Source organism: Bacillus sp. FSL K6-2819, from assembly GCF_038008305.1.
Classification (GTDB): domain Bacteria; phylum Bacillota; class Bacilli; order Bacillales; family Bacillaceae; genus Bacillus; species Bacillus amyloliquefaciens.
The window spans coordinates 1,988,506-2,009,040 of sequence record NZ_JBBOYV010000001.1; the positions used below are offsets into that span (position 1 = coordinate 1,988,506).

The 20,535-nt window shown below is 39.4% G+C and carries 20 protein-coding genes, 3 pseudogenes and 1 riboswitch; of the genes and pseudogenes, 7 read left to right on the plus strand and 16 right to left on the minus strand.

The features are described from left to right. Positions 1 to 74: 74 nt before the first annotated feature. The 11 genes and pseudogenes from MHH91_RS09870 to MHH91_RS09920 form a co-directional block, all read right to left on the minus strand. Entirely contained in the window at positions 75 to 485 is a 411-nt protein-coding gene (locus MHH91_RS09870; RefSeq protein WP_076983292.1) for a DUF421 domain-containing protein, read from the minus strand. A 60-nt stretch (positions 486 to 545) separates the two neighbouring features. Further along, a pseudogene (locus MHH91_RS09875) lies at positions 546 to 599 on the minus strand (hypothetical protein); the annotation flags it as partial. A gap of 247 nt (positions 600 to 846) precedes the next feature. After that, complete coding sequence (locus MHH91_RS09880; protein ID WP_013352389.1) at positions 847 to 2,340, minus strand: phospholipase D-like domain-containing protein; 1,494 nt, start codon at positions 2,338 to 2,340, stop codon at positions 847 to 849. Between the two features lie 352 nt (positions 2,341 to 2,692). Further along, positions 2,693 to 3,200, minus strand: a pseudogene (locus MHH91_RS09885) (DUF421 domain-containing protein). 115 nt (positions 3,201 to 3,315) lie between these two features. Further along, the gene (locus tag MHH91_RS09890; RefSeq protein WP_013352388.1) at positions 3,316 to 4,176 is read right to left on the minus strand and encodes a DUF421 domain-containing protein; all 861 of its coding nucleotides are present in this window, start codon (positions 4,174 to 4,176) and stop codon (positions 3,316 to 3,318) included. 29 nt (positions 4,177 to 4,205) lie between these two features. Beyond that, on the minus strand, positions 4,206 to 4,412 hold the full coding sequence (locus MHH91_RS09895) for a DUF1657 domain-containing protein (protein WP_009336483.1): 207 nt from the start codon (positions 4,410 to 4,412) through the stop codon (positions 4,206 to 4,208). A gap of 11 nt (positions 4,413 to 4,423) precedes the next feature. Next, positions 4,424 to 4,774, minus strand: a complete 351-nt coding sequence (spoVAE, locus tag MHH91_RS09900) for a stage V sporulation protein AE (RefSeq protein WP_013352387.1) — start codon at positions 4,772 to 4,774, stop codon at positions 4,424 to 4,426. After that, positions 4,771 to 5,790 carry a stage V sporulation protein AD gene (gene spoVAD, locus MHH91_RS09905; RefSeq protein ID WP_013352386.1) on the minus strand — a complete coding sequence of 340 codons (1,020 nt, stop codon included), beginning with the start codon at positions 5,788 to 5,790 and terminating at the stop codon, positions 4,771 to 4,773. The genes spoVAE and spoVAD overlap by 4 nt, the downstream gene beginning before the upstream one ends. Then, positions 5,790 to 6,269, minus strand: coding sequence for a stage V sporulation protein AC (spoVAC, locus tag MHH91_RS09910; RefSeq protein WP_013352385.1), 480 nt, complete (start codon positions 6,267 to 6,269; stop codon positions 5,790 to 5,792). Before spoVAC ends, spoVAD begins: the two co-directional genes overlap by 1 nt. Positions 6,270 to 6,286: 17 nt before the next feature. Next, positions 6,287 to 6,760, minus strand: coding sequence for a YhcN/YlaJ family sporulation lipoprotein (locus MHH91_RS09915; protein WP_009336487.1), 474 nt, complete (start codon positions 6,758 to 6,760; stop codon positions 6,287 to 6,289). Positions 6,761 to 6,841: 81 nt separating this feature from the next. Next, a complete protein-coding gene (locus MHH91_RS09920) occupies positions 6,842 to 7,048 on the minus strand; it encodes a DUF1657 domain-containing protein (protein ID WP_013352384.1) in 207 nt (68 codons plus the stop codon). A gap of 484 nt (positions 7,049 to 7,532) precedes the next feature. On the opposite strand from MHH91_RS09920, the gene MHH91_RS09925 reads away from it, so the two are divergent. Beyond that, positions 7,533 to 7,673 (plus strand): hypothetical protein, encoded by a 141-nt coding sequence (locus tag MHH91_RS09925; protein ID WP_013354185.1) that lies wholly within the window; start codon positions 7,533 to 7,535, stop codon positions 7,671 to 7,673. 401 nt (positions 7,674 to 8,074) lie between these two features. Further along, positions 8,075 to 8,527: a hypothetical protein gene (locus MHH91_RS09930; protein WP_041481646.1), complete on the plus strand. Its 453-nt coding sequence runs from the start codon at positions 8,075 to 8,077 to the stop codon at positions 8,525 to 8,527. 249 nt (positions 8,528 to 8,776) lie between these two features. Here MHH91_RS09930 and MHH91_RS09935 read toward each other — a convergent pair whose 3' ends face one another. Further along, positions 8,777 to 9,352 (minus strand): recombinase family protein, encoded by a 576-nt coding sequence (locus MHH91_RS09935; protein WP_001169292.1) that lies wholly within the window; start codon positions 9,350 to 9,352, stop codon positions 8,777 to 8,779. Between the two features lie 147 nt (positions 9,353 to 9,499). Between MHH91_RS09935 and MHH91_RS09940 the strand changes: the two genes are divergently transcribed. Beyond that, positions 9,500 to 12,466, plus strand: a complete 2,967-nt coding sequence (locus tag MHH91_RS09940; protein WP_000684982.1) for a Tn3 family transposase — start codon at positions 9,500 to 9,502, stop codon at positions 12,464 to 12,466. 65 nt (positions 12,467 to 12,531) lie between these two features. On the opposite strand, the pseudogene MHH91_RS09945 reads toward MHH91_RS09940, so the two are convergent. The 3 genes and pseudogenes from MHH91_RS09945 to MHH91_RS09955 form a co-directional block, all read right to left on the minus strand. Then, positions 12,532 to 13,659, minus strand: a pseudogene (locus MHH91_RS09945) (RbtT/DalT/CsbX family MFS transporter); the annotation flags it as partial. 68 nt (positions 13,660 to 13,727) lie between these two features. Next, positions 13,728 to 15,194, minus strand: coding sequence for an FGGY-family carbohydrate kinase (locus MHH91_RS09950; RefSeq protein ID WP_013352496.1), 1,467 nt, complete (start codon positions 15,192 to 15,194; stop codon positions 13,728 to 13,730). An 18-nt stretch (positions 15,195 to 15,212) separates the two neighbouring features. Continuing rightward, positions 15,213 to 16,214, minus strand: a complete 1,002-nt coding sequence (locus MHH91_RS09955) for a 2-hydroxyacid dehydrogenase (RefSeq protein ID WP_014471890.1) — start codon at positions 16,212 to 16,214, stop codon at positions 15,213 to 15,215. Positions 16,215 to 16,335: 121 nt separating this feature from the next. Further along, positions 16,336 to 16,428: riboswitch (SAM riboswitch) on the minus strand. Between the two features lie 147 nt (positions 16,429 to 16,575). On the opposite strand from MHH91_RS09955, the gene MHH91_RS09960 reads away from it, so the two are divergent. Together MHH91_RS09960 and MHH91_RS09965 are read left to right on the plus strand one after the other, a co-directional pair. Next, entirely contained in the window at positions 16,576 to 18,630 is a 2,055-nt protein-coding gene (locus MHH91_RS09960) for a molybdopterin oxidoreductase family protein (protein WP_013352498.1), read from the plus strand. A gap of 83 nt (positions 18,631 to 18,713) precedes the next feature. Then, the gene (locus MHH91_RS09965; protein WP_013352499.1) at positions 18,714 to 18,998 is read left to right on the plus strand and encodes a hypothetical protein; all 285 of its coding nucleotides are present in this window, start codon (positions 18,714 to 18,716) and stop codon (positions 18,996 to 18,998) included. A 43-nt stretch (positions 18,999 to 19,041) separates the two neighbouring features. Here MHH91_RS09965 and MHH91_RS09970 read toward each other — a convergent pair whose 3' ends face one another. After that, positions 19,042 to 19,266, minus strand: a complete 225-nt coding sequence (locus MHH91_RS09970; protein WP_014471891.1) for a hypothetical protein — start codon at positions 19,264 to 19,266, stop codon at positions 19,042 to 19,044. A gap of 229 nt (positions 19,267 to 19,495) precedes the next feature. Here MHH91_RS09970 and MHH91_RS09975 point away from each other — a divergent pair, with 229 nt between their 5' ends. Further along, positions 19,496 to 20,074 carry a MarR family winged helix-turn-helix transcriptional regulator gene (locus MHH91_RS09975; protein WP_013352501.1) on the plus strand — a complete coding sequence of 193 codons (579 nt, stop codon included), beginning with the start codon at positions 19,496 to 19,498 and terminating at the stop codon, positions 20,072 to 20,074. Next, on the plus strand, positions 20,067 to 20,351 hold the full coding sequence (locus MHH91_RS09980; protein ID WP_014470312.1) for a hypothetical protein: 285 nt from the start codon (positions 20,067 to 20,069) through the stop codon (positions 20,349 to 20,351). Before MHH91_RS09975 ends, MHH91_RS09980 begins: the two co-directional genes overlap by 8 nt. The last annotated feature ends 184 nt before the right edge of the window (positions 20,352 to 20,535 follow it).

The window sequence follows — 20,535 nt, forward strand, 5'->3', positions numbered from 1 at the left end:
TTAAAGCGCCTGATTGTTGAAGACTAAAGTTTATATTCACCAAGAAAATTGATGTGCTCTTATCCTAACAAATTTTATTTAGGACTTACATGTATGCCTTCACTCTCTCGCCAATCTGCGTAAAGTATACGCTTTACATTATCATATCCATTGGTAGTTAATTGGTTATCTAACCACTGTTGATCAAATCCGAGTTCATGTAAATTATCCCATAAAATTTCCCCATCTATAATTAACGATGTTGGGAGGTCTACTGGACTTTCTGGAAGATTGAGATCTGGTTTTTGATACTTGGATTTTAATAATAAACTTATTTGCCCATTAGCTTCCAATATACCGTATTTGACTTCGCGAACTGAAAAGACATTATTTTGACGGAGTATACTCAATACTTGATTTACATCTCTGTCCATAACACCATCTCGAATGATGATGTTAGGATTGCCTAATAAGAGAGAACGTGTCGATTTATTTTTTAGAGTCATAAACTCTATTCCCAACATAAGAAACGTCCACAATCCGATGGCATATAAAAAATGAAAAATCCCTACCTTATCTTCATAAATGTTATTTCCTAAAAAATCTCCAAGTACTAACACAAAAACTAAGTGAAACGGGGTTTAACTGATAGATGGATGTTCTGCCTGTTATGATAATGATAAAAAATAAAGTTGCAAAACCTACTATGACTTTGATTGTCAGTAAACCCAAAAAAACTTCACCCAAAATTTATTCCTCCATTTTATATTTCACTCGATTTCAAAAATCCTCATGTTTTAAAATATTTATATTACAACATGTAAGCTAATTAAAATCAGAAAGATAAATAATACCGGTTTTTTCAACTTATAATAATGGAGAAAGCACGCGAGCACCCTGTTCAACAATGCGCTCGGTCAGGGATCGTTGCAACAAGTCTTCAATTCTTAATGGTACAGAATCAGTAAGATCCCTCTCGAACTGCTCTGTGAGTTCCCTTGCCACATCAGCACTGTACACGACTTGACACACCTCATAATTCAGGCGAAAACTTCTCATATCATAGTTTGCTGAGCCTACGGCAGCAATCTCCTCATCGATGGTCAACACCTTCGCATGTATCATTCCTTTGTCGTACTGGTAGATTTGAACTCCAGCTTCTATAAGTTCTCCGTAATAAGTACGGCTTGCAAGACCCACGATTTTTTGATTATTGTGGCGAGGAACCAGCAATCTTACACGGACACCACGAGTTACTGCTGTCTTTAATGCCATGATAATATCCGTTTCTGGTACAAAATAGGGTGTTGTTAAATCAATAGTCTTGGTCGCCTGTGTTATACATATAAAGTAAGCTTGCCGAATGACTGGGGTAGGAATTCCAGGGTTTCCTTCCAACGTATGGATATACGCTTTATGCAATGTCCTAGTTTTTCCGGATATGTCCATTTCTTTATCATCAAGGGTGCTCAACTCTGATCCCAATTCGGCTGACCATTTGGAATGATCTGCTCTGCCGATTGAATTGATTTTCGTTACCTCTGATTTTGTTTTCAAATTTGTTTTTGATTTTATCCTTTCCGGCACAGCGATTTCCCAATGAACATCAAAAACAGTCTGCAAGTCGCCTGTTGCTTCCCCTATAATTTGCAAATGAGTGTCCCTCCAAAATCCTACGTCTGGCTTTAATCCTGTATATTCATACCCAACGTTCATACCGCCAGTAAAGGATTCCTTTCTGTCAATCGTCACAATCTTACAATGATCCCGATAATTCCAATTGGACAAAATCCAGGGAAATCGCAGAGGAAATATTGTCCTGCATTCTATCCCTGCTTCAACCATCTGCCGGATTTTTTCACGCGGGAATTTATAACTCCCCAAGCTATCTCTCATAAAACGAACCTGCACTCCATTTAATGCTTTTTCGATTAGCAGTTCTGTGATTCGATTACCAATTTGGTCGTTCCGATAGATGAAATATTCCAGATCAATGGTTTCTTGGGCTTTTTGCAGGGATACAAGGAGTTGATCATATTTTGCTATCCCATTGTTAAACACTTGGACTTGGCCCATTCGAAGCCCATTCACAGTGAAATGCCGTAAAGCATTGGCAATTACCGATGCTGAAGCACCGAATGTCTCAGGTAATTTGTTAGATTCATTTTTAGAACAGGTCAATCTTTTTCGATGAATAAACCTAGGGTTTGATATGCTAAGATATAGCCAGAAACCAATGACAGGTAAAAAAAGGACGATTATTATCCAATTCAAAGCCTTGGCAGGCCGACGAACTTCCCAAATTGCTATGAATAAGATAAAGAACGTATTTAACAGGTATAGATAAAAAATCCACTCCAACTGGAATCCCTCCTTCTGTTACTCTTAACATGTACAAACTATGTAACCAGTATACGTATGGAATATGAAGGGATTGTCTGTTATATATTATGGACTACCTTTATAAGAACTTGTATAAGATATTAAGAACGAAAAAAAGAGAATTAAGGTTGGGAAAGTTCTGACATCAAGAAAGGCGTAATGATCTGGGCACTGTCCTAACTAGAGACTTAGTGATTTTGAAAATTACCATCTGGTAAATTCCTAAATATAGGTATAATTTTTTATAAATTTGGAAAATGAAAGTGGTAAATGCAACAAGAAGTAAATAAGAGAAAACATTAATTTATATTGGGAGGAAATCGTCTTAAAATTAGTCGTTAACATCTTTTTTGTTAATGGTTAATGAATGATCGGTATCTCTAACAGCAGCATAAAAAAAATCTTTGATTTGAAGATATCCCTTTGCCTTTAGTTCTTCCTTTAACCACTTTTCATTTTTGTTGATAAATTTTAATTTACGCTTTTGCACTTTCCCTTCAATGACAACGGCTATGGGTAATCCGCGGTATTCCACTTTCATATGTAAATCTTTTGGAGTAATAGGAACTAATTCTTTTCTTGGAAAAATGCTAATTTCACCTGTTGCTTCCAAAATCGCATATTCATTATCGTGAATATCCGGATATCCTGTTGTTCTTAAATTAGACAACAGCTCAGGTAAAGGATATCTACTTTCCTTTAACTTTCGATTAAGATAAAAAAAGAATCGCTCCAAAATCATGAGGGGTAAGTTGGGCTAGAGCTGATTTCCCTAAAATATTTACTGCTACAATAAACACAATATAGATAAAAATAACTTTAACTAAAAAAATAGACACTTCTAACACCTCGTAAAAAAATTCACCTTAGTCCGAAATTGGACTAAGGTTTTTAAACTTATTTCAATTAAAAATGGTATCTTTTTTTCGTCATGTATGAATCTAAGCTAAATCCTTATCCTTTTAAAATAGGGGTCACTTTATCAATGGCTTCTTGTAATTTTTCACTGTTTAACCTATACATTTGTTTGGCGTCTTTTGATTCCGTTCCAAGAGCAAATAGTTCTAAGTCTGCTTGACATTTTTTCAAGGTTGAAAGAATTAAGGGTCTTTCTTGTGGGGGTGCGACTTGTAATTTATCGTCAAACAGATCAATCGTTAACTCTCCGTAAGAATTAACCTGTCCCAGAAATACATTTTCAATCGTTACCCCTAGTTTTTCTAATTCAGTTTGTAGCCAAGCCCGACTTCGTCCAATCGTGGCTAGTGGTTCATCCATTATTGTACCATCCATAATAATGGTCTGAGGCTCCTTGATTGAAGCAACCTTCAAGTTTATATCCTTTGCTGTTAAAGGTTGATTTTCTTTCTTTAGCATCACAGATAAATCACCTGTTGCCTCTAAAACAGCAAATTCTACATCAGAGACTTGAAAGACATCCTTCTTGCGAAGGAGATCTAACAGTTCATCTGTCGTATATCTTTCCTTTTTTAAATTATCTTCCATAATCTTCCCATCTTTGATAAATACAGTTGCTTTTCCTTCTATAAAATTGCGAAAACGTTTACTTTTTAATGAAATTAAACCAGCGAAAAAGGGAATAACCGCAAAAATGACAATTCCAATAATTCCGTGAAAAATGTTCCGTTCAAGTCCTATAGCCACTTCTGCACCAATATTCCCAATAGAAATACCGGTGACATATTCAAAGAAAGTTAGTTGGGAAATTTGCTTTTTCCCTAACCATTTTGTAATGAAAAGTAAAAGAGCAACAAATAATGCTGAGCGTACAGCTACATCTAACCATTCAGGCACTGCTTACACCTCCTGTAAATATAGTTTTTCTAGAAACCTTTGTACTGAAGTTCCTCTCCTTCTAGTTCTCCTACTCTTTTTTTTAAATCTTTTGTTACTTCGTGTACTACCATCATAGCCTCATGCAAAGTTCGCTTCGATTCATCATCAAGAGTCCGTAATGCTAAACTTGAGAGACTTGCTTCTACCCCTTTTAGACTGGCAAAACACTGTTTAACATCTGATCCTACTGTCATCCTAATTCTCCTTATCCTTTTGGCTTAAAAATTAAAGCTCCTATCATGCCGAAAACAATGGCAGCTGAAATACCAGAACTAGTTACTTCAAACATTCCTGTCAGTACACCAACTAACCCATGTTTTTCTGCTTCCTGCATCGCACCATGAACAAGCGAATTCCCAAAATTTGTAATCGGAACGGTAGCCCCTGCCCCAGCAAAATCAATCAAAGGCTCGTATAGTCCAAATCCATCTAAAAGCGCCCCAATCACTACAAGAGCACTTAAGGTATGACCTGGTGTCAATTTAAATACATCAAACATAATTTGCCCAATGATACAAATTAAACCGCCTACGACAAAAGCCCAAAAATAGATCATGTTAATTGTTCACCTCCGTATTCAATTGACACTGCATGGGCGATACAAGGAATTGTTTCATTTTGCTGAAAGGACAACGGTGAAAGCAAAGCACCTGTAGCCACAACTAACATGCGTTTAAATTCACCATTTTTCATGCGGTTTAATAAATGCCCATAAACTACCGTTGCTGAACAGCCTGCACCGCTTGCCCCTGCAAGAACGGGTTGTCCTTCCCGATAAATCATAAGGCCACAATCTTGGTATTGTTCTTCACTAATAGGAGTTCCATGCTTTTTAAATAGATCCATGGACACTTCCTGTCCGATTTGGCCAAGGTCACCGGTTACAATTAAATCGTAATAAGATGGCTCAACATTTCGTTCCTTTAAATGGGCTTCAATGGTATCAACCGCAGCTGGCGCCATAGCTCCTCCCATGTTAAATGGATCTGTCAATCCCATATCGATTACACGACCAATTGTGGCAGATGTGACATGAGGTCCTTCCCCAGAATCACTTAATAGGGCTGCACCTGCACCAGTAACCGTCCATTGTGCCGTAGGTGGCTTTTGTCCACCATACTCAGTTGGATACCGAAATTGTTTTTCAACAGCTGTATCATGACTGGAAGCTCCTGTTAACAAATATTTCGCTCCTTTTGTATTTACAATATAAGCACCTAGAGCCAGTCCTTCCATCGAGGTAGAGCAAGCACCGAATAAGCCAAAATAAGGCGCTCCAATCGTTCTGCTAGCGAAACTTGTTGGGGTGATTTGATTGATTAAGTCCCCAGCTAGGATAAATTGAACTTGATCCTTTTGTATGCCCCCTTTTTCCATGGCTTTTTGGCAAGCCTCTTCAAAAAGGATTTTATGTGCTTTCTCATAGGAATCCTGCCCAAGCCATAAATCAGCATGAAGAGTATCGAAATCATCTGGGATAGCACCATTGGCTTCAAATGGTCCACCAACGGTTCCAGTGGAGATAATGACAGGCTTTTGTTCGAAGATCCATGTACGATGACCTGCTAGCATTATAAACCACCCCACTGGATTAAAGTGGTTTTAATTAAGGCAATGACAAAAGCAGAAAAAACACCAAATAAAATAACCGCCCCCGCTAATTTAAATATGTTGCCACCTACGCCCAGTACAAATCCTTCGCTTCGATGCTCAATGGCAGGCGATATAACCGCATTGCCAAAACCTGTTACAGGTACAGCTGTTCCAGCCCCACCAAATTGGGCCATTCGATCATATACGCCAAAACCAGTAAGAAGCATTGTAATAAAAATTAACGTACCCACCGTCGGATTTCCGGCCGTTTGCTCAGTAAAATCGAAATAATAAATGTAAAAGTCTGAAATAAGCTGACCAATCAAACAAATAAGTCCACCGATTAAAAAGGCCTTAATACAATTTTTAACAACCGGTCTTTTGATCTCTCGTTGTTTTTGCAATTTTTGATATTCCTGTTGCACAGGAGTAAGTTGTTTCTTTTGATTGTTAGACATAACTCGATCCTTCCTCTTTAGGTTTGTTCCTTCATAAGACTTTTCAGTTTGTTCAAATCATTTTTTAAGTTCTTCTTATTCATATCGTTTTTTTTCAGTCTTTGCTCGACCTTTTCAAGTTCCCAGAATATTTTTTTATCAGTCGAAACAAAAACTTTATAGTCGGGATATTTTTTTTCTAAGTCGGATTTTACTGACTTCTCGATACTCTTTAATCGAAATCGATCAAAATTCTCAACTTTAATCGCTGCCATAAGCTCTTTATCAGTATTCACAGCTTTTACGTCTGTAATATCTTCCTTGGCAATTATCTTTTCTTTCGCATGATTGGCAACGGATTGATCAATTGGCTTACTTGTATGTACTTGCGAAATACCAAAAGTACTATTACCTTGAATAAATTCATTTTGATTACCATTACATCCTGATGCGAAACCAATGACCATTATAATAAAAAGTAGGTTTTTCAATGTGGTTATTTTATCTTTCAAAAAAATCACCTCCATGTTTTTCCATTATTTGAACAGCTGAAAAAGGTTGGTTAAGAGGCCAACCTTTTTTCGCCTTACTAATTACTGTTGTTTGTATTGAGGTTCTTCTTGTTCGATTTGTTGAACACGTGGTTCAATGCTGTCTACAACGGATTGGGTTTGCTTAGCTGCATCTTGGTAAAGTTGCTTAGCTTGTTGATTATCTGTACTAAGAGCAAATGTTTCAAAACTTGCTTGAGCACTTTTCAATCCTGCTAGAGCTGTTTTAACGTCATTTATTACTGTCATGATAATTTCCTCCTTCTTGAATTTTTTTTTACTCTTTTATTTTGCTTTATGGAGAATTTTTTATTCAATGATTTTTGGGAAATTTAAATCTAAATTATTTTTGACGTATAGCTCCATTTTTTCGATAATAACCCCTTTTCCATATCCCCATCATTTCTTCTATTTCTCGTTGACAGCAATAGCTCTTATAACTTTTCATTTTTTCTTTTCTCAACTTCAATTTCTTTTACACCCCTACCTTTATAAAATAAGATGATTGTATTTCCTGAAAGGACTAATATTTTTCCCATTTTTCGGATATTGTCCCAAAGTTTTAAGAGTTTCTCCCTCTTAATCATCCTATTTATGGGTATTTAACATTGAAAATGTAATAACAAAGATAAACGCATGCATTTGTCGCCGTATTAAGGTTTGTCTAATACATAAAAAGGAACTGTTTTGTTATTAAACATCAAATTTTTCATACATTTTAGAAGGTGAAAAAATGACAACAAAACAAAAAAGGAAATCCTTTCAACGTTTAACGTTAAAACCAAAAAAGGACATTGAAGAAATAAAACTTGGGATTAAACTGGGAGAAAAAAAGGAAACCAAAAATCCGAGATTGGGCGAAAGAGATGTATAGCTATATTTGATGGGGATTAATACAGAATTACAGGTAGGTGACATTGTCAAATTAAAAGTTGGAGATGTGAAAGGGAAAAATTCTTTTATATTCTGGAAGGCAAGACAACAAAAAACAGAAAGTAAATATTAGTATGCTATCTAATAGAATTGATAAAAAAATTGGATACATAATTGTTTCAAACTGGTAGAGACCATATGTATGAGCAGCAATTAATGTTCCATATTTTTCGTGGGTCAGGCAAACTCTTGTTCATCTAGACAGTAGGCTGATTGATTATTGATGCTTCTTTCTTAACAAAACACCTAAGTGATTCTCTGTGCATATACTGTATCATTACTACAGGATTATGATTAAATACAACTCAATCCATACATAAAATAATCAAGGAGAGGTTAATTTTGAAAATTCCAAAGACAGCCAAAGTTAGTATCCCCTTTCCATCCGTATGGGGGATTGATGCTTCTATTGCGGGGAGATCCATTATTAGAGGTATACTTACCATTGATTCCATTGTAGACAACAAAGTAGTAGGTACAGTTAATTTTCGTGGTATACCTATTCCGATTAATGGGTATTGGGACGAAAGCGCTAAACAAATAAGTTTCGATTCACCATATGCCTCCTTTTTTGGCAACTTGACAATAATTGATGAGACCGCTATAAGCATTCGGCATTTCATTTTAAGTGGACGGTTTATAATGAAACCTCCCTCTTTGCTGGCTGGTGAATACGGAAATTGGATTGCTACAACCTTTACAACCCGTTTGGGACCTCCCATATATACTAATGTTTTACCACCTGCTGGTGCCTTTACAGTCTCAAGTATGCTCTTGGGACAGCAATTGTTTTAATTAGACCATGACTTTATAAAAACAACCTTCCTTTGTGACTAAGGTTGTTTTTTAAAAGTGTTCTCGAAAAATACAGCCTTGCTTTAAATCTGAGTTTAGCGTATATCTCCGTTAAAATGTACTCGGAACCCTTTGATGATCGTGCCTAGTTAGATAAACAAATATTGATACTTCCTTATAGAAATAGCCTGCTTGGTTAGGTACGTTGTTTCACAATCCCCGGAAATTTTTAATATAAGTAATGAATGCTTATTTTTTTCCTTCCGATAGCTTTCTATATAAAGAAGCTCTAGATACATTTGTAATTTCACAAATTTGATTTACAGTCATATTTCCTTCTTTATATAGCTTTACTGCATAATTCATTCCTGCGTGATTTTTATGATATTTCTTTAACCGTCCTTTAAACTTCCCTTCTTTCTTTGCGAGCTCAATTCCTTCACGCTGACGCATACGAATAAGGTCTCGCTCTAATTGGTTAACACCAGCCATTACCGTAATTAAGAATTGGCTATATGGATTATCTTCTGATAAATCTAGCCATGTATCCTTAAGTGATTTTAAGCTTGCCTTTTTATTTCGTATTAAATCAATCAATTCAAATAAATCTTGCGTACTTCGAGTGATCCGAGTTAAATCTGTAACATAAATAATGTCACCTTCCTGTAAATCCTCTAACATTTTTTGAAGTTGTTCACGATCTTTTGTGGCTCCTGAAATTTTTTCTTCATAAATAATATCCATTCCAATTTCGTTCAATTGCCGAAATTGCCTTGAAGGATTTTGGCTAGTCGAACTGACGCGTACATAACCGATTTTCTGCAAAATTTCACCTCGTTTTTGAGACAAGTCTTATGAGACACTCTTAACTATGATTTTATCAGTCTACTATACTTGTATCAATAGAGTACACTCTATTGATATATAATTGAACTAATTAACTGAATAATTATGGAAATGGGATGATACTGAATGAAAATTGCGAGAGGTAGAGAATTGCTTACACTGGAACAGAGGCAGGATTTTATGCAAATCCCTGAAGATGAATGGATATTGGGGACCTACTTCACTTTTTCCAAACGGGATTTAGAAATAGTTAATAAGCGAAGGAGAGAAGAAAACCGTTTAGGGTTTGCTGTTCAATTAGCTGTTCTTCGGTATCCCGGTTGGCCATACACTCATATCAAAAGCATCCCGGAATCAGTCATACATTATATATCGAAACAAATCGGTGCCACTCCATCTTCGATTAGTCTTTATCCTCAAAGAGAAAATACACTTTGGGATCATTTGAAAGAACTTCGAAGTGAATACGACTTTGTAACTTTTACTCTAAGAGAATATCGAATAGCATTTAAGCATCTTCATCAATTAGCTTTTGAAAATGGCGATGCCATACATCTACTACATGAATGTATAGATTTTCTAAGAAAAAACAAAATCATACTGCCTGCTATTACTACACTTGAAAGAATGGTGTGGGAGGCAAGGGCAATGGCTGAAAAGAAACTGTTTAATACTGTTAGTCAATCTCTTACAAATGAACAAAAAGGAAAGCTTGAAGAGATCATTACTTCGCAGCATCCATCCGAATCCAATAAAACGATATTGGGTTGGTTAAAGGAACCGCCGGGTCATCCTTCACCCGAAACATTTCTAAAAGTAATAGAACGACTCGAATACATACGAGGAATGGAATTAGAAACGGTACAAATTAGTCATTTGCATCGCAATCGCCTGTTTCAACTATCTCGCTTAGGCTCAAGATATGAGCCATATGCATTCCGTGACTTTCAAGAAAATAAGCGATATTCGATATTAACCGTCTATTTATTACATCTTACTCAAGAGTTAACGGATAAAGCTTTTGAAATTCATGATAGACAAATACTTAGTCTGTTATCAAAAGGCCGTAAGGCTCAAGAGGAAATTCAGAAACAAAACGGTAAAAAGCTGAATGAGAAAGTTATACACTTTACGAACATCGGACAAGCTTTAATCAAAGCAAAAAAGGAAAAATTAGACGTTTTTGAGGTTTTAGAATCCGTTATCGAATGGAATTCTTTTGTCTCTTCGGTCGAAGAAGCTCAGGAGCTTGCACGCCCTGACGACTATGATTATTTAGACTTACTGCAAAAACGATTTTATTCACTTAGAAAATATACGCCAACGCTATTAAGGGTATTGGAATTTCATTCTACAAAAGCAAATGAGCCACTTTTACAAGCTGTTGAGATTATCCGTGGAATGAACGAATCCGGAAAGCGAAAAGTGCCTGATAACTCACCTGTGGATTTTATTTCAAAACGTTGGAAAAAGCATTTATACGAGGATGATGGTACAACAATCAATCGTCATTACTATGAAATGGCTGTTTTAACAGAACTTCGGGAGCATGTTAGGGCAGGAGATGTTTCCATTGTTGGCAGCAGACAATATAGAGACTTTGAAGAATATTTGTTTTCAGAAGATACATGGAATCAAACGAAGGAGAATACAAGATTATCAGTTAGTTTATCATTCGAGGATTATATGACGGAGAGAACCAGCAGCCTTAACAAAAGGTTAAAGTGGTTAGCTACCAATTCCAACAAGTTAGACGGGGTTTCTCTTGAAAAAGGAAAGCTGTCAATTGAACGCTTAGAAAAAGATGTTCCAGAAGAAGCAAAAAAATTTAGCGCAAGCCTGTATCAGATGCTACCAAGAATAAAATTAACCGATTTACTGATGGATATTGCTTATATAACAGGATTTCATGAGCAATTTATTCATGCTTCCAATAATCGAAAACCGGATAAAGAAGAAACAATTATTATTATGGCTGCTCTTTTAGGAATGGGAATGAATATTGGTTTAAGCAAAATGGCTGAAGCAACACCCGGACTTACATATAAGCAATTGGCCAATGTATCACAATGGCGCATGTATGAAGATGCAATGAATAAAGCCCAAGCCGTATTAGTAAATTTTCATCACAAATTGCAATTGTCCTCCTATTGGGGAGACGGTACAACATCCTCGTCCGATGGTATGAGAATGCAGATAGGCGTTTCATCGCTACATGCAGATGCAAACCCACATTATGGAACTGGAAAAGGAGCCACCATCTATCGTTTTACAAGTGATCAATTTTCTTCTTATTACACAAAGATTATTCATACTAATTCAAGGGATGCGATTCATGTTTTGGATGGTTTGTTACACCATGAGACGGATCTAAATATAGTAGAGCATTATACAGACACGGCTGGTTACACAGACCAAATATTCGGACTGACCCATTTATTAGGATTTAAATTTGCTCCAAGAATACGAGATTTATCAGACTCGAAATTATTTACAATAGATAAGGCAAGTGAGTATCCAAAATTAGAAGTCATTTTACGTGGACAAATAAATACAAAGGTCATTAAAGAGAATTATGAGGATGTTTTGCGATTAGCTCATTCTATAAGGGAAGGAACAGTTTCAGCATCCCTTATTATGGGGAAATTAGGTTCTTATTCAAGACAAAACAGCTTGGCTACAGCCTTACGTGAGATGGGCCGAATAGAAAAAACGATCTTTATTTTGAATTATATTTCGGATGAATCATTAAGAAGAAAAATACAAAAAGGATTGAATAAAGGAGAAGCCATGAATGGACTGGCAAGAGCTATTTTCTTCGGAAAACAAGGAGAGCTTAGGGAACGAACCATACAGCATCAATTGCAAAGAGCCAGTGCCTTAAACATCATTATCAATGCCATCAGTATCTGGAATACTTTACATCTAACAAAGGCAGTTGAATATCAAAAACGGTCAGGTAGTTTTAATGAAGAATTATTGCACCATATGTCACCTCTAGGTTGGGAACATATTAATTTACTTGGAGAATACCATTTTAATTCGGAGAAAATGGTCTCGTTAGATTCTTTAAGACCCTTGAAACTTTCTTAACGTTGTTAAAACTGGGGGAATAGTCGGGGAAATGGGCTTAGCGTTGTAAATCCGCATTTTCCTGACTGTACCCCGACAAGACCGATAAATGCCCAAGCCAGCGCCGGGCCGACAAACGCTGACAGGCCGGCAGCCAGATTTAATACAGACATGGCCGCCCCCTTATCTTGGCCAGCTGCTGTCGGGACAATGGCTCCAATCGGAACGAACCCGGCAAGAAGGCCTCCCCAAATGAAGCCGATAATGCTGACGAAAAGCAAGTTCCCATGTGATATAACAGGAGCGTAATATAATAAAAGGGTAAAAATGCCGCAGCTCACTCCTCCGAACCACATGACGGTCTTTTTCCAGCCGAATGCATCGCCGACTGCACCGAATATTAAGTTAAAGACGATATTGCCTAGAAAAATCGTTCCCCATATCTGCAGCCATACATTTGTAGAGATACCGTGCTGTGCCATATGCATGGGGAGAAATACCGGAAATCCGTATGTTCCGATGCTGTTGATGATCCGAATAATACCCCCTGAGAGCACACGCGGATTTTCAGCAAGAATGGTGATTCCCTTCATTAATTCCTGCGCCTTTTCCTGCTTATCTGCTTTTTTCTTTTCAAAGCGGTCCCTATTTAAAATCAATGCAAAAAACGCGCCGAGGCATACCCAGAAAATCGAACTCCAAAGGGTATTCAAATAGCCGAATGATTTGATCGCCCAGCTTGAATACCAGGCTCCAAACACAAACATGCCGCAGCAATAAGCAATCCAGAACCAGCCGACCGCCGTACTGAGCTTGTTTTTCGGCGACCGGTAAATCACCCAAGTCAAAAAAGAATAGGCAAACAGCGGATACCCCAGCCCTTTAATAAAATACGTGACATACATCACCGGCAAATTAAGATATTCAAATCCGTATGCGATAAACGCGGCTGTTCCGATGACGTAAAATAACAGCCCCATAAACATCGTCCGCTTTGCCCCGAAGGCTTCGAGGCAGACGCCTGAAAACCAAGACGCTGCTGCAAGAGAAATACCGTAAACCGTAAACAGGGACGCTGATTGCTGAACCGTCAAGCCGTTTTCAACTAAAAACGGACTGAGCCAGCCTTGCTCAAGGCCGTCTCCCATCATAAACAGCACCACTCCCAAAAACCCCCAGGTAAGCTGTTTCGGAATTCCTATTTTATTAAGCATTTTTTGTTCCTCCTCTGCAGACTTTCATGTTGTCATTAATTCATTCAGAAATATATCCCAGCCCCGAGTCAGGCTTTCACCGCCGGCTGAAAATGCGTAAATAACCTTTGCGTATGTTTCCATTCTTCATATAGGAAGAGATCCGTCTGATCCGATTCCGGTTCAATAACTTTTGTGTTACTCGAAAGCTCTTCTTTCACACCGAGAGCCTCGTTGCAAATCACCGCCGCCCCCATCACGGATGCCTGACTGAAGCCTTCTCTCTTATAAATCTTCTTTTGCAGAAGGTTAGCAAGAAACTGTGTCAATGCATCACTTTGGAAACCGCCGCCGCATACTTTCACATCATTCTGTGAAAAGGAAGTTACCTCTGTTAACGCCTCATAGTTCCATTTGATTGAAAAAGCAATTTCCAGCAGTGCTGCTTTGACAAAATGCGCTCTGCTTAAATTTTGAGACAGCGGGGCGTCAAAGATAAATCCGCCTTTTGCAAGTGCGTTTTTCTCAGGCGATAAATAGGAGCCTAGCGCAGAAACACAGGCATGATCATATTTCGGCAGCTTTGCGATTTCCCGTTCCATGACGCCGTAGGATTCATTCGGATAAAAAATGGATTTTAATTTTTGATAATTGAGCCCGGTTACACCCGGATTTGTCTCAAGAAGCCATTGACCTTCTTCTGTGTGGCAATTCAGCCATGCTTTCTCTAAACTTTCAGTTCCGGCCTCTGCCGTTATCTTTGTAATCGGCGTTGTCGTGCCGGATATGATGACGATATCCCCCGGCTTTGCATCCGCACTTTTGATGGCAAGCTGTGTGTCTCCCCCGCCTGCAATCACAGGCACTCTTTCAGAAAGACCGAGAACCGCAGCTTTCTTAAACGTTAACATTCCGACAACCGTCCCGGATCGGACGAGTGAAGGCAGAATGGAAGAAGGAACACCGAAGATATTGCATAATTTTTCTGACCACGCTTTTTTCCTTACGTCAAACAGCAGCGTTTCGGCAGCCTGTGACGGCTCATAGCTCAAAATTCCGCTTAGCTCAAATGTCACCCAGTCACTGATGCTCGTGATATACGTCACTTCTTTCCATAATGACGGCTGTCTTTCTTTTAATCCGACAAGTTTCATTGCGGAAAATAAAGCGCTCGGGAGACGTCCGGTTTGCTGATGCACTTCATCTTTTAACTCAATTCCGCTTTCCCATTCGCGCCCTCTGTTATCAATATTGGGCAGACCGAGAAATGCTTTTTTATCTTTATTGATCAGAACAACTCCCTGCCTCTGGCTTGTTGAGGTAATTCCGATTAATGTAATATGAGGACTTTTGGCAATAACCGTCCTTGCCATCGCGCTGATTTTCGTCCATATTCTTTCCGGCGAGAAATAGCGGCCGTCTGGATAAAGCGGATCTGTCACATATTCAATGTCTTCCCTTTCAAGTGCGGTCACTTCGCCGCCGGCAGTCACAACCGCGACTCGCGCATTCCCCGTCCCGATGTCAAATACAAGGTAGCCTTTTTGTCCAGCCATTACAGCTTCCTCCTTTTCCTATCCCTTTGTTTCAAGTTCTCTTTTGTTATAAAGTTCACGTATTGAGCAGGTTTGATCTTTTTTCCATTTGAAAAGCGCTTCATTTAAAATCCTCACATGATGATCCTCCACTTCAAATGGTGCCCCCGCTAAATGGGGAGTCGCTAACACATTCGGCAAAGAAATGATTTCATAATCAGAAGATTCAGGCGGTTCGTGATAAAATACATCAAGGATCGCTCCTTTAATCCGCCGTTCTTTCAGCACCCGCAACAGCTCTTCTCTGTCTGTTACCGCCGCTCTTGACGTATTGACAAAAACAGCTTCTTGTTTCATCAATTGAAAGTGCTTGGCGCCGATAAGGCCGATGGTTTCTTCTGTGCGCGGCAAGTGAACGGAAACAATATCACTTTCAGAAAATACCCGTTCCATCGTCGTTTTTTCATACTCCCGGTTTTCATGATTGACAAATGGGTCATAGTACAGCACCTTACAGTCAAAGGCGGCCAATAGCCGGGCGATTCTCTGTCCAACAGCTCCGAAACCGATAAGACCGACTGTTTTTCCCGTCAGCTCATTTCCTCTGAATTTGACGTAAGCCTGCAAATAATCACCATTCCATTTCCCATCCTTCAGCCACTGATGGGAAGAATACGTATGACGCAAAAATGAAATCACATTTCCGATAAACAGTTCAGCAACGGCCTGGGCATTTCGGGCCGGTGTAAAGAAAACAGGAATCTTTCTTTTAGTCGCCGCCTCAATATCCACATTAGACGGCATCCCTCTGCAGACGCCGATAAAAGCGGAATCCGGCAATATGTCAATGACACGCTCAGATACCTCATCAAGTTCAGTAATAAGGCCCGCCGCATTTGTCTCTTGGATCATCCGAATTAATTCGTCTTCCCGATAAGCCCGGCCGTGCTTCTTCCACGGCCTGTGCACAGTCCGGCCGAACAGCTCTGTCAGCTCCTTCAGCCCCTCGTCGTGATATGGTGCGGTAATTACAACCGTCATGGTGCAAAACATCCTTTTCACATAAATTTTTTCACAAAAAAATCTCTTTCCCCGAAGAAGGAAAGAGATTCATATACCGTCTTTATCCGCTTGAAGCGTACAAATATGTATAGATCATTCTTTCCTATCTTTCAAGCGTACGCTTGCTGGAATTGGCACAATAAATGTTGCCGAGGTTTCATAGGGCCAGTCCCTCCACCTCTCTTGATAGAAAATAAAATGATGAAATTGTCAGGCTGTTTAAAAGAATAAACCCATCATAGAAAAGTCTTTCCTGGATGTCAACACTTTTTTTCAGAATTGACGTTCGATTTTGAAATGTTATAATGCTTACAATATAAAAAAAGAGGAGAAATGGGCTATGAATTCTGCAGCAGAACAGCCAAACGGGGTCTTTAAGTCGGTATGCTCACTGGACTGTCCCGATCAATGCGGTTTGCTTGTGACAAAAAAAGACGGAAAAATCGTTAAAATTCAGGGAGACCCAGATCACCCTGTCACATCAGGAAACATATGCAACAAAGTCAGACACATGGCTGAGCGCATTTATGATGAGAAGCGGTTAACCGCTCCGTTAAAGCGGATTGGTGAAAAAGGCGAAGCAAAGTTTGCGCCTATTTCTTGGGAGGAAGCGATCAATACGATCAGTGCGCGCTGGAAAGAGCTGATTGCCGAAGAAGGAGCAGAAAGCATTCTTCCGTACAGCTTTTACGGCAATATGGGAAAACTGGCTGCAGAGGGAATGGACCGCCGTTTTTTCCATCGTCTCGGGGCGAGTCATCTTGAACGTACGATCTGCAGCAAAGCCGGATCTGAAGGCTATAACTATACAATGGGAGAAGGCGCGGGTACTGATCCTGAGGAGACCATCCATGCAAAGCTCTTTATTTTTTGGGGAATCAATGCTGTCAGCACAAATATGCACCAAGTCATGATTGCTCAAAAAGCCCGGAAAAAAGGAGCTAAAATTGTCGTTATCGATGTACATAAGAATCAAACCGGCCGGCTTGCCGATTGGTTTATTCCCATTCGTCCCGGCACAGATGCCGCACTCGCTCTCGGTATCATGCATGTCTTATTCGATGAGAACCTTCACGATGAAGCATTTCTCACAGAATACACCGAAGGCAGCGAAGAATTAAAAGCGCATATCAAACAGTATGATCCGGAAACGGTTTCTGTTATTACAGGCGTTAAAGCCGACAATATCAGACGTCTTGCGAGAATGTACGGTGAAGCCTCCCCTTCCCTTATCAGGATCGGAAACGGCATTCAGCATCATGACAACGGCGGAATGATCGTCCGCACCGTTGCCTGTCTTCCGGCTGTAACAGGACAATGGCTCAACACCGGGGGAGGCGCAATCAAACATAACAGTGCGGTATTAAACTATAACAGACAGGCGCTCCAGCGTCCTGATCTGCTATACGGCAGAAAGCCAAGATCATTTAATATGAACAGGCTCGGAAGCGTTCTTTTAGAAACAAATCCGCCCGTGCGCTCCCTGTTTATTTACGGCACCAATCCCGCAGTGGTTGCCCCGGAAGCGAATAAAGTCAGAAAAGGCCTGCTGCGGGAGGATTTATTTACAATCGTTCATGATTTATTTTTAACGGAAACCGCCAAATATGCGGATATTGTGCTCCCTGCTGCATCTGCTTTTGAAAGTACGGATTTTTACACGTCTTACTGGCATCATTTTATTCAGCTGCAAAAACCGGTGATCGAACCGTATGGAGACAGCAAATCGAATACAGAAGTGTTCCGTTTGCTTGCCGGGGCGATGGGCTTTACCGAGCGGGAGCTTCAGGATTCTGATGAAGAATTAATCAGACAGGCGCTGGACTGTCCCGACAACCCGTATATCGAGGATATTGATTACGATTCGCTCTCACGCCATTCCTTTATGAGAGCCAAACGGAAAAAACCGCTTTTCCCGGGCAAGCTCAAGACACCAAGCGGAAAAATTGAATTATATTCTGAAAAGATGAAACAGGAAGGTTATCCGGCGCTGCCGACGCACAGTCCTCTGAAGAGCGATGACGATTTTCCGTTTCTATTTGTTCCGGGACCGAATCATAATTTCTTAAATTCAACGTTTTCGAATAATGAAAAACACGTAAAACTGGAAAAGGCGCCAAAGCTTTTTATTCATACAGAAGATGCTGCCCGCCTAGACATAGAAGACGGAGAAACTGTAAGAGTTTGGAACCACCGCGGTGAATGTGAATTGACAGCTTCCGTCGGCGAACAAGTCCTTCCCGGCGTTGCAGTCAGCCAAGGTCTTTGGGCCGACATGGATGATAAAAAACAGCTGGTCAATTCGCTCACCCCCGATCGGCTGGCGGATATGGGCGGAGGCGCTGTTTTCTTCTCCGGAAAGGTGCAGATCGAAAAGCTCGGAAAGCAAAAATAAGCTCCCCCGGTCTTACTGAAGGTGAATCTTTTCGGCGGTTTTGACCGTATAAAACATGATAACTTTTATTGGAGGTTTGCTGTATGGATATATTTACCGGCATCGGCATCGCTTTAGCCGGATATTTCATAGGAGACGGATTAAAAAACTTTAAATCACCTGATTCTCATGAACACACTGACCAAATTCTTATTAAGGAAAAAGATCTGCACTTCTATATTGGCCATTATTTAGGAGTTACAAAGGAAGAAGCGAAACAAATCGTGCCTGACACTTCCGGCATTCCGCACATTACCAGAAACGGAAAGCGGTATGTACAAAAGACTGCATTAAGAGAATGGCTGACTACTATGCTGGAAAAAGATTAACACCTGCCACGAAAAGCGGGAAGAGTTCTTCTCTTCCCGTTCATTAAGACATGCCGCCCTTTTTCTCCTCAACCCCAAACATACACCGGATATCGTCCTTATTTAAGGAAACATTCCCTTCTTTTGATTTCAAATAAAACCCTTTCTTGTATAATCGTAAGATCTCACCATATGAAAGCTCATGACGAAGAAGCGCCATCAAACGCCCGTCTTTTTCATCCTGTTTATTGAACCATTCATACTGTTCTGACCAGTTCACTTTCTGCATGTCAAACACCTTCTCACTTTGGATTCAGCTTTGAGTCCTCTACTATTTCTCTTACCTGTGATATCTTTGTTTCCTAATAAAGTATCCTTCAAACTTTTCCAAGGGTTTTGCATCCCTCTCCCCTGTGAAAACAAACCGTAAATCCCTATTAGTCACCATGTTGACTTATTTTCTATTTCGATGTATATTATAACTGTCAACAAGGTGACAATTTAGATTGGAGATAACTATGGATATTAATTTACTAATGAAGGAACTGCATTTTATGCAACAAAGTTACGCATCATTATTTTCGGTTGTCAATAAGGTGCAAACTCGGGGGGACGAATACTTAGAAGCGTTGACTTCCCGACAGCACATGACTCTTATTGCTATTGCCCATTTACCGACGGAAGATACCACACTTATGAATATCGCTAAAAAGCTGGGCACAACAAAACAAACCGCTAACAAATTAATTTCAAGCCTCGCGAAAAAAGGATATGTTCACACTTTGCCAAGCAAACTGGATAAACGTTCAATCAATATTGAAATTACCCCTGAAGGAAAAAAAGCGTTAATTTCCTACACAGAAAAATCCACCTATTTTTTAGCGGATATGTTTCATGACTTCACAACTGATGAAATTGAAACATTCTGGAGGCTGCTGCAAAAACTTTATCGTTTTGATGGTGAAGAACAGGTTGGTTTTGAAGAAAAAGCACATTTACAAGTTAAAGATCAGGCACAATTCATCTCAGATGGCTATGAAGAAAAAATCATGGCTGAATTTTCAAAACGGCGATATGGGAGTGCAGACGGTGAATAATATGCTTTATCGAAAAGTAAAAGAGACAGAGGATAAGATGAAGGAAAAAAGCGATGAGCTGAAAGATAAAATCTATCAATTTATTTCTCATGCCAAATATAAAATTCATTGCAAACGTAAACTGAACCGAGCCGGCAATTATATATCAATTGCCATTGGACTCTTTATCCTAACTGCCTCATGGCTGACTGCAGCACAATGGCTACTTTGGATAGGAGTGGCAAGTATTTTGAGTAATACTTGTATGCTCATTATTAATCCGGTTAGAAAAATGTGATTTTTGTGGTGACATATTTTGTCGCTTGCAGTATGACTTAATAGCTGTTTTAAAGTAATCATCTTTTGAATCCATTCGTAAATCCCTCCTTCGTTTCTCTGACCAGAACACATATCCACATTTTGACGCACTTTGTTTTTACTGACCGAACGGTGTCGCAATATACGGCATCCCATTCCGTTAC

Bases quoted from the DNA above. Each gene is read 5' to 3' on its own strand.
- MHH91_RS09870 (WP_076983292.1), bottom strand. From the start codon at position 485: ATGACTCTAAAAAATAAATCGACACGTTCTCTCTTATTAGGCAATCCT.
- MHH91_RS09895 (WP_009336483.1), bottom strand. From the start codon at position 4,412: ATGACAGTAGGATCAGATGTTAAACAGTGTTTTGCCAGTCTAAAAGGG.
- spoVAE (WP_013352387.1), bottom strand. From the start codon at position 4,774: ATGATCTATTTTTGGGCTTTTGTCGTAGGCGGTTTAATTTGTATCATT.
- spoVAD (WP_013352386.1), bottom strand. From the start codon at position 5,790: ATGCTAGCAGGTCATCGTACATGGATCTTCGAACAAAAGCCTGTCATT.
- spoVAC (WP_013352385.1), bottom strand. From the start codon at position 6,269: ATGTCTAACAATCAAAAGAAACAACTTACTCCTGTGCAACAGGAATAT.
- MHH91_RS09920 (WP_013352384.1), bottom strand. From the start codon at position 7,048: ATGACAGTAATAAATGACGTTAAAACAGCTCTAGCAGGATTGAAAAGT.
- MHH91_RS09925 (WP_013354185.1), top strand. From the start codon at position 7,533: ATGACAACAAAACAAAAAAGGAAATCCTTTCAACGTTTAACGTTAAAA.
- MHH91_RS09940 (WP_000684982.1), top strand. From the start codon at position 9,500: ATGAAAATTGCGAGAGGTAGAGAATTGCTTACACTGGAACAGAGGCAG.
- MHH91_RS09950 (WP_013352496.1), bottom strand. From the start codon at position 15,194: ATGGCTGGACAAAAAGGCTACCTTGTATTTGACATCGGGACGGGGAAT.
- MHH91_RS09955 (WP_014471890.1), bottom strand. From the start codon at position 16,214: ATGACGGTTGTAATTACCGCACCATATCACGACGAGGGGCTGAAGGAG.
- MHH91_RS09960 (WP_013352498.1), top strand. From the start codon at position 16,576: ATGAATTCTGCAGCAGAACAGCCAAACGGGGTCTTTAAGTCGGTATGC.
- MHH91_RS09965 (WP_013352499.1), top strand. From the start codon at position 18,714: ATGGATATATTTACCGGCATCGGCATCGCTTTAGCCGGATATTTCATA.
- MHH91_RS09970 (WP_014471891.1), bottom strand. From the start codon at position 19,266: ATGCAGAAAGTGAACTGGTCAGAACAGTATGAATGGTTCAATAAACAG.
- MHH91_RS09975 (WP_013352501.1), top strand. From the start codon at position 19,496: ATGGATATTAATTTACTAATGAAGGAACTGCATTTTATGCAACAAAGT.